Source organism: Haloferax sp. Atlit-10N, from assembly GCF_003586325.1.
GTDB lineage: Archaea > Halobacteriota > Halobacteria > Halobacteriales > Haloferacaceae > Haloferax > Haloferax prahovense.
In genome coordinates, this window is sequence record NZ_PSYX01000005.1 from 22,221 (window position 1) to 39,474 (window position 17,254).

Genomic DNA, 17,254 nt, shown 5'->3' on the forward strand with positions numbered 1-17,254 from the left:
AGTCCGACGGAGCGCCGACGGCTCAGAGCCGTCGGGCGATGTCCAGCGCCTCGTCGGTCGGCACCGGCTCGTCGAGCGACCGGAGCGTCTCGACGAGCGCCGCGACCCGCGTTTCGTCGGGGTCGTCGCCGACCCGCTCCAAGAGCCGCCGGGCCGCGCCGGTCCCGCTCTGCGGGCCGAAGTAGAGCGTCCGCGACCCGCCGAACGCGGCCGGGTCGAACGGCTCGAACGTCGCCGGGTCGTCGAGCATCGCCGCGGTGTGGAGCCCGGATTCGTGGGAGAACACGTCCGACCCGAGCACCGATTTCTCCGCCGGCACCGACTCGCCGAGCGCCGTCAACACGTCGTTCGCCCGGGGGATGAGCGTCGAGGGGGCGAGCGCCGGGCGGTTCACGGCGCGGCTCGTCTCGGCCGCGACGACGAACTCCTCGACGGGGACGTTGCCGGCGCGCTCGCCGATACCGCCGACCGACACGTCCACTTTCTGCACGTCGTGGGCGACCGCGGTGAGCGCGTTGGCCGTGGCGACGCCGAGGTCGTCGTGGAAGTGGACGCCGAGGCGGGTCGGGTCGGTGTCGAGGTCGTGGAGGAACGACGAGACCTCGAACGGCGTCTTCGAGCCCACGGTGTCCGCGATAGTGAGGTACGTCGCGTCTATCGAGTCGAACAGGCCGTCGAGGAACGCGGGGTCGGTCCGGAAGCCGTCCATCGCGGTGAAGTGGACCTCCAGCCCGGTCTCGGTCGCGGAATCGACCGTCTCGCCGACGAGCGAGCGCAGTTCGTCCGCGTCCTTCCCGAGCAGTTCGGTCCGCTGTCGCTCGCTGGTCGGCGCGAACACGTCGATAACGTCGACGCCGGCGTCGACCGCGGCCTCGACGTCTTTCGAGACGGCTCGGGCGATGCCCGTCAGTTTCGTCTCGACGTCGACGGCGTCGCAGACCGCTCCGGTCTGTGCGCCCGCAATCGGGAAGCCGACCTGCACGTAGTCGACGCCGAGGTCGGACAGCGCGCGCACGGCCGCGACCTTCTGCTCCGTCGTGTAGGACGCGCCGGGTCGCTGTTCGCCCTCGCGGCAGGTCACGTCGAGGAGGACCGGCTCCGCGGCGGCCATTCAGACCCCTCCCGCGCGCCGGAGCGCGTCGATGTCGGCGTCGTCGTAGCCGAGCGACGAGAGAATCGCCTCGGTGTGCTCGCCGAGCTTCGGCGGGTCGGTCGATTCGGGACGGTCGAAGCCGCTGGCGACGACGGGGAACCGCGGGACGCTGACCGACCGCGACGTTCCCTCAGCGGTCTCGACCTCGGTGAAGAAGTCGGTCGCCCGCAGGTGCGGGTCCTCGGCGACCTCGTCCATCGAGTTCACCTTGGCGACGGGGACGCCGACCTCGCGCAGGCCGGCGACGAGGTCGGCCGCGTCGTGGGTCTCGCACTCGGCGCGGAGCAGGTCCATGAGTTCGTCGAGGTTCTCCCGGCGGCCCGGGAGCGTGTCGAACCGGTCGTCCTCGTGGAGGTCGAGGCCGAGCGCCTCGCAGAGCGCCGCCCACTGACGCTCACCCGAAGGACCGATGAACACCCACTCGTCGTCGGCCGTCTCGAACACGTCGTAGGGTGCCCAGTTGGGGTGCGACGCGCCCATCGGACCCGGCACGTCGTCGTAGGCCTCGGTGTACGCGAGCCAGTAGCCCATCATCGAGACGGTGGACTCGAACAGCGGTGCGGTCACCTTCGACCCCTCTCCGGTCCGGTCGCGGCGGTAGAGTGCCCCGAGGACCGCTATCGCGCCGTAGAACGACGCGGCCATGTCGGCGATGCTCGTGCCCGACCGGACCGGGGGCATCCCCTCGTGGCCGGTGACGCTCATCAGCCCCGACAGCGCCTCCGCGATGGGGTCGAGCGCGGGGTACGACTCGTAGGGGCCGGGATTGAACCCCTTGATGGAGCAGTAGACGAGGCCCGGATGCGTCTCTTTCAACTGCTCGTAGCCGATGCCGAGCCGTTCGGCGGTTCCCGGCGCGTAGTTCTCGACGACCACGTCGGTCTCGTCGAGCAGGTCGAAGAACGCGTCGAGTGCCGCGTCGGACTTGAGGTCGAGCGTGAGGCTCCGCTTGTCCCGGTTGACGTAGTTGAACGAGCTGTTTCCGACCGGCGACGACCCGCGGATGAGGTCGCCGCCCTTCGGGTGTTCGACCTTGATGACGTCCGCACCGAGGTCGGCGAGGAGCATCGAACAGAACGGCCCGGCGATGATATGGCCGAGTTCGAGCACGCGCACGCCGTCGAGCGGGAGTCCTCGCGTCGCCGACGCGGTCACAGAGTCGGTCGCGCCCGCGGCAGTCTCGGTACTCTCGGCGCGCTCGGCGCTGTCGCCGCTCATGGAGTGACGCCCCCCGCCCCCGCGGGCGACGACGAGCGCTCGCCGGCGCGTTCAGACCCGAAGAGTATCGTCTCGCCGTCCTCGCCGAAGACGAACGCGTCGGCGAGGTCGAACGACACGTCGAGGCGGTCGCCCGCGACCGCGTCGTCGACGGCGTCGCTGACCACGTCGAAGGGGGTGCCGTCTTCGAGGCGGCCGTGGACCACGGACTCGGTGCCGAGCGTCTCGACGACCTCCACGTCGACCGAGAGCCGACACGCCCCGGCGGAGCCGACATCGAGGTACTGCGGCCTGATACCGAGTCTGACGCGGCCGGCGGTCGGGGCGTCGACGCCGGCCGGGAGCGAAAGCTCGAACCCGGGACCGACGAGCACGGTCTCGCCGTCGCGGTGCTCGACCGCGCAGTCGACGACGTTGGTCGAGGGCATGCCGATGAACTGCGCGACGTACTCCGAGTTCGGGTAGTCGAACAGCTGTTTCGGCGGGTCGACCTGCGCGAGTTCGCCGTCGCGCAGGAGGACCACCTGGTCGCTCATCGTCATCGCCTCGGTCTGGTCGTGAGTGACGTAGACGACGGTCGTGTCGAGTTCCTGATGCAGTCGCTGAATCTCGACGCGGAGGTCGGATTTGAGCTTCGCGTCGAGGTCGGACATCGGCTCGTCCAACAGCAACACGTCGGGGTCCTGCACGAACGCGCCGCCGAGGGCGACGCGCTGTTGTTGGCCGCCGGAGAGCTCGGCGGGCATCTTCTCCAACTGCGCTTCGATTTGGAGGACCTCGGCGGCCTCGTCGATGCGCTCGTCGCGCTCGGCCTTCGGGACGCCGTGAATCTTCAGGCCGTAGCCGATGTTCTCGCGGACGGACATGTGCGGGTAGAGCGCGATGGACTGGAACACCATCGAGACGTTGCGCTCCTGCGGCGGGAGGTCGGTCACGTCCTCGTCACCGAACGAGACGGTGCCCGAGGTGGGCGTCTCCAGCCCGGCCAGCATGCGCAGGGTCGTCGTCTTCCCGCAGCCCGAAGGGCCGACGAAGGTCGTAAACGAGCCTTCGGGGATGTCGAGGCTGAGGTCGTCGACGGCGACGTGCGTGTTTCCGAGGGTGCGAAACTCCTTTCTGACGGTGTCGAGGTGGATGCTGGTTGCCATTATTCGAGGCCTCCAACGCTGAAGCCCTGGAGGAGGTATCGTTGCAGGAACAGTGCGATGAGGAACGGCGGAATCGAGATGAGAAGCGAGACGGCCATCGTCTCGCCCCAGCCGATGCTGACGCGGTCCAAGAACAGCGACGCGCCGACGGTGATGGTGTACATCTCGTCGCGGCTCATCACGACGCGCGCCATGGTGAAGTCGTTCCACGCGACGGCGAACGCGAAGATGGCCGCGGAGATGTAGCCGGGGCGGGCGACCGGCAGGACCACGTCTCTAACCGTGCGCCAGCGGCTCGCGCCGCGGACCCACGCGGACTCTTCGAGCGCGATGGGGACGGTCTGGAAGTACTGCCACATCAGCCAGATGCAGAACGGCGCGGAGATGGCCGTCAGCGCGAGGGTGAGCGCGAAGTGGCTGTTGAGCAGGCCGAGCGTCGAGAAGACGACGTACAGCGGGATGGCGAGGACGATGGGGCTGAACATGTACGAGAACAGCACCGCCCGCGCCGCCAGCGACTTCCCGGTGAAGTCGAAGCGCGTCAGGCCGTAGCCCGCCGCGACCGCGATAGTCGTCGAGAGGACGGTCGAACCGAGCGTGACCACGAGACTGTTGACGAAGTACCGGACCGTGTCGGTCGACCCGAGGAGGACGAGGAAGTTCCGGAGCGACGGCTGGGTGGGCAACAGGTTCACCCGCCCGCCGGCGAACGTCGTCGCCGGCGACTGGATGGCGATGACCACCATCACGTACACCGGGATGATGGTGAACACCGAGATGAGAAGCGCCGTCAGGTAGACGGCGATTCGCTGGAGGCGTTTCTGGGTGTCGTGGGAGACGAGGCTGCGACCGGTCGATGTCGCCATCTCACGCCACCTCCTTTTCGGGGGCGAACGCCCGGAAGTAGACCACCGCGACGCCGGCGAGGAGGAAGAACATGACGCCGGCGAGCGCCGTCGCCATGCCGAAGTTCACCTCGCTGAACGCGAGTTGGTAGACGCGAATCGGGAGCGTCGTCGTCTGCTGGAGCGGGCCGCCGCGGGTCGAGAGGTAGATGATGTCGAACTTGTTGAACATCCAGATACCCCTGACGAGGAGGATGATGAGGATCGCCCCGCGGAGGTGCGGGAAGGTGATGTCGCGGAACGCCTGCCACGTCGTCGCGCCCTCGACCCGCGCCCGCTCGTAGAGGTCGGGGTCGATTGCCTGCAGGCGCGCGAGCAGGATGAAGAAGGCGAAGCTGGCGAACTTCCAGACGCTCGTGACGACGACCGCCGGCATGGCGAACTCCAGGGTCGAAAAGAACGCTATCGGCTTGTCGATGAGCCCGGCGTCGACGAGGAACTGGTTCAGAATCCCGATGTTGGGGTCGAGGATGAACTTCCACATGAAGATGACAACGAGCGTCGGCAGGAGGTAGGGGAAAATCATCAGCGTCCGCAGGGCGTCGCCGCCGCGGATGCGCTGGTTGATGACGAGCGCGAGCCCCAGCCCGATGACGAGGCTCAGCCCCGTCGTCGCCACCGCGTAGACGACGCTGTTCCAGAGGAAGCCCCAGAACGCGCCGTTTCCGAGGAGTTCCGCGTAGTTGCCGAGGCCGACGAACTCGGGGTTCCGCACCGGCGACGCGAACAGGCTCATCCCGAGCGCGTAGACGATGGGGATGACCCAGACCACGACGAAGAACGCGAGCATCGGGACGAAACACGCCGCCAACAGGAGCGTCGTGCCGTCCACGTCACGCTCTCGGAGGGCCGACCCGGCGGCCGCCAACCGCGATTTGAGGGCCGTACTCATTGCAACCCGCGGAGCTCTTCGGCCAACCAGTCGACCGTTTCGTCGGGTGTGAGCCCGCCGACGAGAAGCTGGTCAGCCGCCTGTCCGAAGAGCTGTTCGCTGTAGGCGTCGGCCGCGACGATGTTCGGCGCGCCGTCGTCGCCCGTCGCGAGGACGCTCGTGAAGGCGTCCCAGTTGTCGCGGACGAGATTCATCACGTCGGGGTGCTGCTGGATGACCTCGTTTTCGGCCACCTCGGGCGCGTCGAGTTGCTCCCGCGTCGGCGGGAACTGGAACAGCGGCGCGGAGAGCACGAAGTCGAAGAAGCGCGACGAACTCGTGAAGAAGTCGACGAACGCCTGCGCGCCCTCGGTGTTCTGGCCGTCGTTGCGGACGAGGTGACCCTCCATGTACGCCCACCACCTGTCCTGTGCGGCCCCGCTCGGCACGGGGAAGGGCATCGGGCTGAGATTCTCGACGAGGTCGGGTCGGTTGGCCTGAATCGTGAGAATGGGGAGGCCGCCGACGCTGGCGATGGCCGCGGCGTTCTCCTGTTGGAGCGCGCCGATGGCGTCGCCCCACGCCCACCCCGAGCCGTTCGGCGAGTGTTCGGCCATCGACTGGACCCACTCGAACGTCTCGACGGCCGCCTGTCGGTTGTCGTCGTTGTCGAGTCTGACCTCGATGCCGTCGGAGGGGCCGCCGTAAATCTCCACGTCGTTCTGCCAGAGGTACTGCGTCATCTGGGTGTCGGCGTTGTTCGTCTGGCCCGACTGGATGACGTAGCCCTCCATCGACTCGTTGGCCGACACCTCGCCGGCCGCCTCGACCCACTCGCTCCACGACGCGGGCATCTCCGAGTACACGTCGTTTCGGTACCAGCCCATGAGTGGTTCGACCATCGCGGCCGCGAAGTACGACTCGCCGCCGACGCTGACCGGGTCGGGCAGGTCGTTGTCCTGAACCGCCCCCGTGACGGGCGCGAGGACGCCGTCGCGCTGGAGCCGATACGCGTCCGTCGAGGTGTCGAAAAGCAGGTCCGGCGGGTTGCCAGCGGCGACCATCTTCTGCATCTCGGCGTCCGAGGAGGTCCCCTTCGCCGTGTAAATCATCTCGACCGTGTGGTCTGTCTCCTCCTCGAACTCGGCGATGATTTCGTCCATCACGTCCTTCGAGTCGCCCCGGTCCGAGAGGTATCGAATCGGCTCGTTGGAGCCGCCGCCACCGCCGCCGCCCAGACAGCCCGCCGTCGTCACCGCCGCCGCGCTCCCGACCGCCGCGAGGAACGTCCGGCGCGACGACCCGCGCGTTTTCCGCCCGTCACCACCACGAGAGTGATTCCCATTCATCATGGTAATTGCAAACAATACGTACACCGCTAGAGGCCACGGGAGTAGTGCCTACACCTGTTGGCTCTTTATAGTGGTTTTCGAAGATATGGTGACGTGTTTCAGGTGTACTAGGTGCTCAAAATTCGGGGTGCAGCGTGCGCCGGAGGCAGTCGGACTCGGCTGAGGTCAGGTGCTGTCGGGGTTCGCGGGCGTCGTCGCATCGGCGAGCGCGTCGCTGAGAAGTTTCTTTTCCGCCCGCCGGAGGTGTTCCAACACGGTCGGTCGGCTCACCTCGAACGCCGCCGCGATTTCCTCGACCGTGACGCCCCGCGGCCAGTCGTAGTAGCCACGTTCGAGCGCGTAGCCGACGACCTCGGCCTGCCGCTTCGAGAGCCGCGTGGAAGGGCCGACGAAGGGCTTCAGCCGGCGGAGTTCGACGGTCCCGAGCGACCGGAGCCCCGAGATGATGGCCTTGAGGTCGGCCCGCCGGAACACGACCACGTCGAAGACGCGCGAGCGACCGTAGAACTGGCTCATCCGCTGGAGCATCCCGTGGTTCTCGCGGATGACGGGGAGCGCCCCGGACGACCGCTTCGTGATGAGCAGTTGGTCGTCGCCGACGAGTTCGAGGTCGCGGACGACCTCGCTGGCGGCGAGCCGTTCGGCCATCTCGTCGCGGTGCTCCCCGGCGTCGACGACGAATCGGATGTCCGTCTCGCCGAGCACCTCGCAGTTCGTCACGACGACCGGCCCGTCGACGAGGTCGCTCACGTGCGACAGCACGTAGTCCTCGTTCAGTTCGAGGAGGATGGTCGCGCGAAGCATCGCTACCGGGACCTCCGGCTGTCGGGGCTGGGCGGGCGTCCGGGACGGTCCTGTTCGACCACGGTTACTACGCCGATACGTCGCCCGCGGGTAATAGCTGTATCCCGAGCCGGGCGGCCTACCCGCTCGCGTTGGGCGGTCCGCCGCCTCCAATTCGTCCCGGCTACTCCTCGCCGGGCGACACCGTGATGACGGGGACGGGCGCGCTCCGAACCGTCTGCTCGGCGACGCTCCCGAGGAGGATTCGGTCCACGCCGCTCCGCCCGGTGGCCCCCATGACGACGGCGTGGATGTCGTTACCTTCGACGTACTCCCGAATCGCCTCGCTCGGCGAGCCGTGTTCGATGGTTTCGGCGAGCTTCGTGACGCCGCGTTCGTTCGCCTCCTCGACGACCTTCGAAATCGCCTCGTTTGCGCCGCGCTCGCTCTCTTCGCCGGAGAGCATCGACCGAACGTCGAAGCCGAGCGCGGAGTCGTCCACGACCGACAGGACGTGAACCGTCGCGTCGAGTTCGGCTGCGAGTGCGAGGCCATGGCTCGTCGCTCGTTTCGCGGAGCGGCTTCCGTCGGTCGGGATGAGGATGCGCTCGTAGGGGAACGTCAGCTCCTCGTCGGGCTTCATGCGGGCGGTGAGCACCGGCCGGTCCGACAGGCGGACGACCTTCTCCGTGACGCTCCCGCGGAGCTGTCGAGAGATGCCTTTGCGCCCGCGGGTCGGCATCACGACGAGGTCGTAGTCGTACTCCTCGGCGTACTCGACGATGGTGGGCGCGGGGTTGCCCTGCACCACGTCCGTCGAGTAATCGACGCCGAGGTTTTGGAGCGTCTCCGCCGCCTCGTCGACGACGCTCTCGCCCTCGCGTTCGAGCGCGTCGACCACGTCGTTCCCGACCACGGTGACGCTGTCGCGGGTCGTGTCGGCGACGAAGAGCAGTCGTATCTCCGCGTCGTCCCAGTGGGCGAGTTCGCTGGCGTGGTGGAGAACCGCGCTCGACGACGTGCTCTCGTCGACGGGCAGGAGGATGCGCTCGTACATAGCCTGTCATACACCCGGTCGCCGGTAAGTCCTTTCGCCGGACGGCGACCGCGGACCGGCCATCGTCGGGGGCGCTAGCTCCAACCGCACCACACAGTTATCACTCGACAGTCACAATCGGACGGTCATGGCACCGACAGACGAGTCTCCGCACGGCGGCGCGCGGACGCGACGCCACCGCCGACAGGGCGGCGACGACGACGAAACCGGCGTCGACGCGTGGCTCGACGCGACGATTTACTTCGGGCTCGGACAGCACCTACTCCTCGCGCTCCCGATGCTCTGGGTCGGCTTCATGACCGTTTCGACGCCCGTGGCGGTCACGACCGCGGCCGTCGTCTCGCTGGCGGTCGCCTGCCTCGCCATCGGCGCGCTCCGCATGAACGCCGTCTCCGTCGGCGCGCCGTGGCACCGCATCGAGGACAACGAAATCGGCCTCGGCCCCGACGCGGGGTACGGCTTTCTCGCCCGCCGGGCGGCCTATCTGAACGCGACGCTCGGCCTCGGGACGTTCCTCGGCGCGCGCGCCGACCTCGCCGGAGCGGGGCTCCCCGGTTCGGTCGTCGTCGCCGGCTGCGTCGCGCTCTGTGCGATGCTCGCGCTCCCTCGACTGCGCGCCGCGCCGGCCCGTACGTCGGCCGCGGTGGCCGGCGTCTACTACGCCGTTTCGCTCCTCGTCGTCGCCACGTTCCCCGGGATGGTCGACCTGTTCTCCCTGTCGCCGTCGGTCGCGCTGTGCGTGCTCGCGGTCGCGCTCGCCGCCGCGTTCGACGTGGCGACCGGCCGAGACCGGCGCTGACTCGGCTTCCTCGACCCACTGCCGTCCCGTCTTCCTCGGTCACCAAGTTTTCAACCCTCGCGCACCGACTCGTCGGGCATGACACCGATTCCGCGCACGGGCCGCCCTCCCGAGGTGCCGCGGCGTGACTGACGCCGCGCTCGCCGACGACCCCGTAGCGGCGCTCCGAACGGCGGCCGACACCCTCCGCGGCCGACGCGAGACGGTCGACGAAATCGGCCGCGAGGAGCTTTGGACGCTCTCGTCAGCCGTCAGCGACGTGACGGGGATTCTCGACCGGTTCGAAGAGCGGGCGACCGACGACCTCGAAGGCTACGTCGCGTTCCGCGAGACGCTGTCGAACCGGCTGGAGGAGGTTCCCGCCGACGTGCGCCACAGCGACGCCTTCATCGCCGCCAACGAGTCGCTCACCACCGGCATCACGTCGTCGCTGTCGGCGTCGGACTTCGAGCAGGCGAGACGCGAGTTGGGCCCCGCCCGCGAGGAGGCGGCGCTCCTCGACGAACTGGACGAGGCGAAAGACGACTACCGGAGCGCCCGTCGCCGAGTGCAGGAGCGCGCGGACGAACTCGACGCGCGAATCGAGCGCCTCGAACGCGTAGAGCGGCTCGGCGAGGTCGACATCGACGCGCCGGTGGACGAACTCCGCGACCCCATCGAGCGGTACGACGACGCCGTGGCCGAGGCGTTCGACCGGTTCCGCGCCGAGTCGCCCGCCCGCGAGGTGCTCGCGTGGCTGGCGGCCGCGGAGTCCTATCCGCTCGTCGAGACGCCCAGTCCTCCTGAGCGACTGCGCGAGTACCTCGAAACCGCCGCCATCGGCGACGAGCCGATTCCAACGCTCGTCGAGTACGCCGGCTACTCGCGGTCGAAACTCGACCACTACGTGGACGACCCCAAGCGGTTCTCCGCGGCCGTCGGGACGAACAAGCGGTTTCTGGAGACGCTCGACGCCGACCCGCTGACCGTGTCGTGGCCGCCGGAGCCCGCCTCGGAACTCCGCTGGCGGACGAAGGAACTCGTCGCCGTGGTGAGTCGGTTCGCCGGCGACGAGACGGTCGCGCGGGTCCGCGAGGTCCACGAACTGACGTACGAGGAGTCCTACGACCGCCTCCGCGACGCCGCGGTCGCCCGCGCCGAACTCACCGACGACCAGCGCGACCGCCTCCGGCGGGGCGTCGTGGCCGACGAGTTGGCTTCGGCCCGCGAGGAGCGCGAGCGGGTTCGGGACTGCCTCGACGCGCACTCGCGACTGGACGACTGAGCGTCGCCCGGCGACCGCGGCGATGGGACCGTGAGGCGAGCGAGACGGCGACAAAAAAACACTTACCGCGCTCGGCGGAACTTCCGACGATGCGTCTCCGGAAACTCGCCCTCATCCTCGCGGTGGTCGGCCTCGTCTGTCTCCCCGCGCCGGTGTACCTGCCCGCGCTCGCGGAGGCGACGTCGCCGCCGCCGCAAACCTCGCAGTCGTACCGAGCCGAGACCGTGTCGCTCGCGAACCAATCGGACGTCGAGACTATCGTGAGTCGCCACGGGCGGACGGTCTCGATTTCGGTGCACCAAGTCAGCCACCGGTACTCGGCCGGCGGGTACCGCGCGCCGAACGAGACCCGCGAGACGCTGGCGGCGGCGATGCGGAACGGCACCGCCCGGACCGCGGCGGCGGGCGCGAGAGCCGACCTCCAAGCCATAGCGCGGAACAACACGTACGTCCACGACGCCTACGGCGAGCGCCAGCAGTACTACCGGTTCAGCGTGGAAGAAAACGGCTCGGTCGTCACCGCGCGAAACGCCACACTCCAGCGCGTCGCAAACGCCACCGTCGAGCGAGGGGCGTATCGCTACGAGAACCTCTCGCCGGAGGCGAGAGAGACGGTCGATAGAATCCTTCGGAACTCCTCTGACGAGGACTTCGGCTACCGACCGCGGGTGAACGACGCCTTCGTGGACCGCCTCCCGGCGCTCGTCGAGAAGGATGGAACGCTCCACAGCATCACCGTCTACGGGCACGTCGACGACTTCGGCTTCGGGGCCGCGCTCGTCGTCGGACTCGGCGTTGCCGGCGTCGGCGCGGTCTTGATTCTCGTCGGCGGAGTGCTGTACGCCGTCGCATGGTGGCGCGAGTAGCGGGAGAAGAACGGTCGAACCGCGAGACCGCGGCTCAGTTCAGTTCAGTTCAGTTGGCGTCGACGATTTCGACGTCGAAGACGAGCGTCTCGCCGGCGAGCTCGTGGTTGAAGTCGATGCGGACCACGTCGTCGTCGGCGTGGACGATTTCGCCGAGGCCGCCCTGCTGGGTCTGGACGTACAGTCCCTCCTCGGGCTCGTCGCCGAGTACCTCGCGGAGCTGTTCGGTCTCGTGCTCGCGAATGAGGTCTTCGTCGTGCTCGCCGTAGGCCTTCTCCGGCGGAATCTCGATACTCTCTTCGTCGCCGACGGACATGCCGACGAGCGCCTCGTCGAGGCCCTCGATGACGGTTCCCGCGCCGACTTCGACCACGAGCGGCTCGTAGTCGCGGTCGCCCTGCGCCTCGGAGAGTCCTTCGGCGTCGGCCACGTCCTGACGCGACGTGTCGAAGACCGTGCCGTCGGGGAGCTTTCCAACGTATTCGAGCGAAACGGAGTCGCCGGTTTCTATCGTCATACCGCCTACTCTCTGCCGGAGACGGATAAGTGACCGTACTGCCGACGAGAGTATCATCTATCTGTTACATCGAGGCGCGCGCTCATGCTCTCCGCGCGCCACTAGATAGCATGGCGTTCGCTCGAACAAATGGCATCGACACCTACTACGAACGGCGGGGTGAGGGACCGCCGGTGGTCTTCGTTCACGGGGCGATTCTCGACCACAGCCAGTGGGACCGCCAGACTGAGGCGCTGTGCGACGACTACACTACGGTCTCGTACGACGTCCGGGGACACGGCCGGACCGGCGGCTCGGAGCCAGCGACGTACTCGATGGAACTGTTCGCCGACGACCTCGCGGCGCTCGTCTCGGAGTTGGGCCTCGACCGGCCCGTCGTCTGCGGACTCTCGACCGGCGGCTGTGTCGCGCAGGCATACGCGATGCGGTATCCCGACGGGCTCTCGGGGCTCGTTCTCGCGGACACGTTCTCCCCGGTCGTCTTCGACCGTCTCGAACGGTTCCAGCGACTCGTCGTCCCCCGGTTGACGATTCCGTTCGTTCGACTCGTCGGCTACGAGCGCGTCGAGAAGGTCATGGTCTGGTTCCAAGAGCGGCTGTCGGGAACGCCCGCGGGCGGCGACTACGGAAACGTCGAGCGTCTTCGGGAGCGCGGCCCGCCGATGGCGACCGACGAGTTCGCGAAGGTGATTCGGGCGGTCAGTCGGTTCACCGACTCGTCGGTCGTCCTCGGCGACATCGACGTCCCGACGTTGGTCCTGTACGGCGAGAACGAACTCCCGTTCGTGCGCAGGCACGCCGCGGCGTTCGGCGACGGGATTCCGACCGTCACGGTCCGCGCGGTTCCCGACGCGGGCCACGCGTCGAACCTCGACAACCCCGCGTTCTTCGGGGACGCCCTTCGGGAGTTCCTCGACGGCCTCAGAACAGTCGCCAGATGAGCGACCGAAGTTTGTAGCTCAGTGACCCGCGCTGGTAGCCGTTCCACCCGCTCATGCCGCCCGCGAGCGTCGCCGCGTCGTACCCCTCCTCGCGGAGGAGCTCCGTCGCCCGCTTCGCGACGATGCCCATCTTACAGACGACGACCACGTCTCGGTCCCGCGGAATCTCGTCCAGCCGACCTCGAAGCGAGGCGTCGTCGCCCGACCGGAGGTCGTCGTAGACGGGGACGTTGCGGCTCCTGTCCGGTCCGTTCGCTCCATTCACTTCCCCGACGTAGTCACGTTCGCTGACGCTCACGCGACTCCCGTCGATTGCGCCGCGCTGGTAGTTCGACTCCGGGCGGATGTCGAGGATGAAGGGGTCGTCGCCGTCGGCGAGGCGGGCGTCGAGTTCGTCGGGGCGAATCGTGGTCACGGCTCTCTCCACGTCGCTGACGCGGAAAGCGCTGGTGCTTCCGGCGTCCCGGCGCTCCGCCGGTGGTTCCGCGTGAGCGTTCGACGCCGTCCCGTCCGCCGGGAACGACGCCGTAGCTTGAACACGGCGGTCCGCGTAGCGCCCTCATGAAGTGGGACGAGCGCTACCGGACCGGAACGTACCCGACCGACCCCGAGCCGTCGCCGGTGTTACGGTCGTACCTCGACGAACTGCCCGAGGGTCGCGCCCTCGACGTGGCGGCCGGGAACGGCCGCAACACGCTCTTTCTCGCGGAAAACGGCTATCGCGTCGACGCGCTCGACCAGTCGGGCGAGGGGCTCAGTATCGTCGAAGAGCGCGCTCGGTCCCGCGGGTTCGCCGACCGCGTGGAGACGATTCAGGCGGACGCGACGACCTACGACTTCTCCGAGTCGACGTACGACCTCGTCACCATCAGCTACTTCCGGACGCTGGACCGCCTCGCGGACATCAAAGCGTCGCTGAAACCCGGCGGCGTCCTGTTCTACCAGCACCACCTGCGGGCCGACCCGCCGGCGACGGTCGGGCCGAGCACCGACAGATACCGCTTCGATTCGAACGAACTGCTCCGGGCCTGTCTCGACCTCACCGTGGTCTACTACGACGAATCGACCGAACTCCGCGACGACCGACGCTCCGCGACAGCGACAATTATCGCGCGGAACACGAGGGGTGGCGCGCAGTCGTATCCGCGGAGAGGAGTAAATGAAAGTATTCCAATAAATTTGTCTTAGAGAAGTTCGAAGAAGAACACGCTTGAAACGCGTCTAAATAAAAGAAATCACATATTAGTTCTGAAATGGCTAGTCTCAGATTTTGTCGGCAATTCGGTGATTCACGCTTATTACGCCCAATACAGAATTATTTAGTGAGTCCGTGTAGAAACAATTATCTGTTTAAAATATCTTTGATATGTGTTATTGATATCAAACTAAATTGTGAACCCGCCCACATTTCTAAAAGACATCATTTTCTGACCTCATTATGGTCCATTTTACTTTAGTGTTGGAATATTTCTGCTCGTATTTGAACTAATATTCTGTCGCGTGATTTGAATCAACACACGTAGCCACGCGTTTGCTGAGGTAGACTGCCACTTCGCAATTAAGACAATTCATTGATAATTTATCATGGGCATAAATTTTTACTATTTGTTAATAATTGGTTTGGTTGAAATGTGGAAAAAGATCATTTTGGTGGTTTTGATGTTAGCGACTTCGGGGTGTATTGCAAGTACGCCAACAGAACAGACTACAACCATGGCAGATACACAGACCGCAACTGTGCAAAGTTGTGATATTGCATATACACCCAACAACGAAGAATTATCCAAAAGTGAGGCAAAAGAATTCCCTCAGAAGCCGAACGAAATTTCCCGGGGTAGTGTTGGGCAACTTGCAGTAGATGTCGAAAGCGTTGTAGCATACAACAGCGAGTACGACGACGACCTGGATTCAGTAACGATTACTCCAAGAGATGTGTCCGTGGGTGAATCTGGAGACGGGTTTATGATTACAATACATCGCGTAGAAGTGACAACCCTTGAAGATAGAAGAGCTGGAAGTACAGCCTGGCGATCTTTTTATTTTATTAACGAAAGTATTGTGAAACGAGGGACTGGACCGGGTACAGAAGATAAAATACCACAACTACGAACGATTCATTGCTGGTGATTCGTTATCAAATATTTGTTTTTCCAATTTGACTCGTAGTATCGTTTGGTCCATATACCAGAATAGACAAAGTGTATCAATTTGGATCTGTTGAAGTAGTTCAACGTTGATATTGATAGTAGCCCCTCTTCACACAGTTTCCGTGGGTATTGCTGGAAACCTGCCTTAGTAAATCGCAGGCGAGAAAAATATTCAACGGAACTCCATTTTTATATATTAAAATTCACGTCTGTTTCATCGGTCTCAGCGAGACCACAGATGCGAGTGTCACATCCGACTTCAGCGACGAGTGCAACGCCGCTTCGAACCGAGACGACGACTGAGCGGCGAGCCTAACCGGATTGGCCGGTGACTGATTGGGCTGCGCGTCGAATCGCCTCCCGTGGCGGTACGCCAACGCCGCCGCGCCATCATTCGGTCGGATTCGTCCGTTCGATTTTTATCGCTCCGCGACGGTCATACACGAATGACCGTGTTGGATTGGCTCGACGAGCCGCGCATCATCGACACGCACGCCCACCAACCGACCGCGGAGTTCCTCGAAGACGCCGGCGGCGAGATGATGCGGGACGCGGCGAACAGGTTCGGCGCGGAGATGGAGACGTGGAGCTACGAGGAGATGATAGCCGAGTACCGCGAGCACAACATCGGGCGGGCGGTACTCCTCGGGTGGGACGCCGAGACGAACACCGGGAACCCGCCGGTTCCGAACGACTACGTGGCCGAAGTGAGAGACGAGTACCCCGACTTCTTCGTCGGCTTCGGGAGCGTGGACCCACTGAAAGACGACTGCGTCGAGGAGGCGGTTCGGTGTGTCGAAGACCTCGGTCTCTCGGGGTTCAAGTTCCAGCAAATCGCGCAGGGGTTCGACCCGAGCGACGACGAACACAGAGCATTATTCGATACCATCGAGGACCTCGGCGTCCCGGTCGTCTTCCACGGCGGGAACTCCACCCTCGGCGCGTGCTCGCCCGGCGGTCGCGGCCTGAAAATCAAGTACGGCAACCCGATGCTCATCGACGACGTGGCCGCCGAACACCCGGACCTCCAGATTCTCATCGCCCACCCGGCGTACCCGTGGGAGAGAGAACAGCTCGCCATCTGTCAGCAGAAGGGCAACGTCTACATGGACCTCTCGGGCTGGCTCCCGAAGTACATCGACGAGCAGGTGCTCCACTACGCCAAGACCGTCCTGCAGGACAAGGTGATGTTCGGCACCGACTACCCGATGATTCGGCCGGGCCGGTGGTTCGAGTCGTTCGAGGAGCACTTCGACGCCTCCGAGGAGGTGAAGCGAAAGCTCCTCTGGGAGAACGCGGAGCAGTTCCTCGGCCTCGACTGAGGCAGGGCAGAACGGACGAGTGAGACGGGACGGGACAGAACGGAACGGGCGAGACAAGACGAAACAGGACGGGGCCGGCGTCCTCAGTCGAACTGCGGCCGCCGCTTTTCCAAGAACGCGGAAACGCCCTCCTCGTGGGCGTCGGTGTCGTAGGCGAGTGTCTGCGCGTGCGCCTCGCGTTCGAGACCGTCGGCCCACGACCGGCCGAGGTTCGCGTGTATCGCTTCCTTCGCCAGCGCGAGCGTCTCCGTCGGCTGTGCGGCGAGCGTCTCTACCGTCTCGTCTACGGTGGCGTCGAGGTCGGCGGCGGCGACCGCCTCGTTCACGAGGTCGAGTTCGGCGGCGCGCTCGGCCGAGATGAGTTTCCCGGTGAAGGCGAGTTCCTTCGCGGCCCGGAGGCCGACCAACCGGGGGAGCGTCACCGTCGCGCCCGCGTCGGGGACGAGACCGACGTTGACGAAGGACGCGCCGAAGCGAGCGTCGCGGGTGGCGTAGGCGAAGTCGCAGGCGGCGACGACGGAGGTCCCCGCGCCCACGGCGTCGCCGTTGACGCGGGCGACGACCGGCACCGGAGCGGTGAGAATCGCCTCGGCGACGCGGCCGAGGGTGCCGCGGACGCGCTCGTAGGCCTCGCGGGCGGTCTCGTCGCGCTCTGCCATCGCCTGAATGTCGCCGCCGGCGCTGAAGGCGTCGCCGTCGCCGGTTATCACCGCGGCGTCGAACGCCTCGGGCGTCAGTTCTTCGAGCGCCGCCGAGAGCTCTCGAGCCACGTCGGCGGTGAACGCGTTTTTCGCCTCGGGTCTGTCGAACGTCACGGTCCGGACGCCGTCGGCGTCGTCGACTCGCATACCCGCGCTACGGGGACGCGGGGTAAATAGCCTCGCCGGCGGACCGCCGGGCGAGTCGAGCGG

At 65.9% G+C, this 17,254-nt stretch carries 18 protein-coding genes; 7 read left to right on the forward strand and 11 right to left on the reverse strand.

Features of this window, described 5'->3' with window-relative positions; translation table 11 throughout:
* Nucleotides 1-22 precede the first annotated feature (22 nt).
* From C5B91_RS14820 to C5B91_RS14855, 8 genes are all read right to left on the reverse strand, one after another.
* Nucleotides 23-1,111, reverse strand: coding sequence for a LeuA family protein (locus C5B91_RS14820; RefSeq protein WP_049968944.1), 1,089 nt, complete (start codon nucleotides 1,109-1,111; stop codon nucleotides 23-25).
* Nucleotides 1,112-2,371, reverse strand: coding sequence for a CaiB/BaiF CoA-transferase family protein (locus C5B91_RS14825; RefSeq protein WP_115819923.1), 1,260 nt, complete (start codon nucleotides 2,369-2,371; stop codon nucleotides 1,112-1,114).
* Nucleotides 2,368-3,519, reverse strand: coding sequence for an ABC transporter ATP-binding protein (locus C5B91_RS14830; RefSeq protein ID WP_115819924.1), 1,152 nt, complete (start codon nucleotides 3,517-3,519; stop codon nucleotides 2,368-2,370). The genes C5B91_RS14825 and C5B91_RS14830 overlap by 4 nt, the downstream gene beginning before the upstream one ends.
* Entirely contained in the window at nucleotides 3,519-4,385 is an 867-nt protein-coding gene (locus C5B91_RS14835) for a carbohydrate ABC transporter permease (RefSeq protein WP_008093868.1), read from the reverse strand. The genes C5B91_RS14830 and C5B91_RS14835 overlap by 1 nt, the downstream gene beginning before the upstream one ends.
* A gap of 1 nt (nucleotide 4,386) precedes the next feature.
* Nucleotides 4,387-5,316: a carbohydrate ABC transporter permease gene (locus tag C5B91_RS14840; RefSeq protein WP_004978357.1), complete on the reverse strand. Its 930-nt coding sequence runs from the start codon at nucleotides 5,314-5,316 to the stop codon at nucleotides 4,387-4,389.
* Nucleotides 5,313-6,551, reverse strand: a complete 1,239-nt coding sequence (locus tag C5B91_RS14845) for an ABC transporter substrate-binding protein (RefSeq protein ID WP_049913470.1) — start codon at nucleotides 6,549-6,551, stop codon at nucleotides 5,313-5,315. The genes C5B91_RS14840 and C5B91_RS14845 overlap by 4 nt, the downstream gene beginning before the upstream one ends.
* A gap of 261 nt (nucleotides 6,552-6,812) precedes the next feature.
* Nucleotides 6,813-7,451: a helix-turn-helix domain-containing protein gene (locus tag C5B91_RS14850; RefSeq protein ID WP_004978354.1), complete on the reverse strand. Its 639-nt coding sequence runs from the start codon at nucleotides 7,449-7,451 to the stop codon at nucleotides 6,813-6,815.
* A 163-nt stretch (nucleotides 7,452-7,614) separates the two neighbouring features.
* The gene (locus C5B91_RS14855) at nucleotides 7,615-8,487 is read right to left on the reverse strand and encodes a universal stress protein (RefSeq protein WP_008093872.1); all 873 of its coding nucleotides are present in this window, start codon (nucleotides 8,485-8,487) and stop codon (nucleotides 7,615-7,617) included.
* 127 nt (nucleotides 8,488-8,614) lie between these two features.
* On the opposite strand from C5B91_RS14855, the gene C5B91_RS14860 reads away from it, so the two are divergent.
* From C5B91_RS14860 to C5B91_RS14870, 3 genes are all read left to right on the forward strand, one after another.
* Nucleotides 8,615-9,286, forward strand: coding sequence for a hypothetical protein (locus tag C5B91_RS14860; RefSeq protein WP_115819925.1), 672 nt, complete (start codon nucleotides 8,615-8,617; stop codon nucleotides 9,284-9,286).
* 124 nt (nucleotides 9,287-9,410) lie between these two features.
* Nucleotides 9,411-10,550 (forward strand): hypothetical protein, encoded by a 1,140-nt coding sequence (locus C5B91_RS14865; protein WP_115819926.1) that lies wholly within the window; start codon nucleotides 9,411-9,413, stop codon nucleotides 10,548-10,550.
* A gap of 89 nt (nucleotides 10,551-10,639) precedes the next feature.
* A complete protein-coding gene (locus C5B91_RS14870) occupies nucleotides 10,640-11,416 on the forward strand; it encodes a hypothetical protein (RefSeq protein ID WP_115819927.1) in 777 nt (258 codons plus the stop codon).
* A 49-nt stretch (nucleotides 11,417-11,465) separates the two neighbouring features.
* Here the strand turns inward: C5B91_RS14870 and C5B91_RS14875 are convergent, their stop codons facing one another.
* Complete coding sequence (locus C5B91_RS14875) at nucleotides 11,466-11,933, reverse strand: peptidylprolyl isomerase (RefSeq protein WP_008093880.1); 468 nt, start codon at nucleotides 11,931-11,933, stop codon at nucleotides 11,466-11,468.
* 110 nt (nucleotides 11,934-12,043) lie between these two features.
* Between C5B91_RS14875 and C5B91_RS14880 the strand changes: the two genes are divergently transcribed.
* Entirely contained in the window at nucleotides 12,044-12,874 is an 831-nt protein-coding gene (locus C5B91_RS14880; protein WP_115819928.1) for an alpha/beta fold hydrolase, read from the forward strand.
* Here C5B91_RS14880 and C5B91_RS14885 read toward each other — a convergent pair.
* Nucleotides 12,855-13,289 carry a rhodanese-like domain-containing protein gene (locus C5B91_RS14885; RefSeq protein WP_049968953.1) on the reverse strand — a complete coding sequence of 145 codons (435 nt, stop codon included), beginning with the start codon at nucleotides 13,287-13,289 and terminating at the stop codon, nucleotides 12,855-12,857. The genes C5B91_RS14880 and C5B91_RS14885 overlap by 20 nt on opposite strands.
* 146 nt (nucleotides 13,290-13,435) lie before the next feature.
* Here C5B91_RS14885 and C5B91_RS14890 point away from each other — a divergent pair, with 146 nt between their 5' ends.
* The 3 genes from C5B91_RS14890 (at nucleotide 13,436) to C5B91_RS14895 (ending at nucleotide 16,343) form a co-directional block, all read left to right on the forward strand.
* On the forward strand, nucleotides 13,436-14,062 hold the full coding sequence (locus C5B91_RS14890; RefSeq protein ID WP_115819929.1) for a bifunctional 2-polyprenyl-6-hydroxyphenol methylase/3-demethylubiquinol 3-O-methyltransferase UbiG: 627 nt from the start codon (nucleotides 13,436-13,438) through the stop codon (nucleotides 14,060-14,062).
* A gap of 441 nt (nucleotides 14,063-14,503) precedes the next feature.
* Entirely contained in the window at nucleotides 14,504-15,001 is a 498-nt protein-coding gene (locus tag C5B91_RS21935) for a hypothetical protein (protein ID WP_147299502.1), read from the forward strand.
* 466 nt (nucleotides 15,002-15,467) lie between these two features.
* A complete protein-coding gene (locus C5B91_RS14895) occupies nucleotides 15,468-16,343 on the forward strand; it encodes an amidohydrolase family protein (protein WP_115819930.1) in 876 nt (291 codons plus the stop codon).
* A gap of 83 nt (nucleotides 16,344-16,426) precedes the next feature.
* Here the strand turns inward: C5B91_RS14895 and C5B91_RS14900 are convergent, their stop codons facing one another.
* Nucleotides 16,427-17,191, reverse strand: coding sequence for an enoyl-CoA hydratase/isomerase family protein (locus C5B91_RS14900; RefSeq protein ID WP_049968956.1), 765 nt, complete (start codon nucleotides 17,189-17,191; stop codon nucleotides 16,427-16,429).
* Nucleotides 17,192-17,254: the final 63 nt, after the last annotated feature.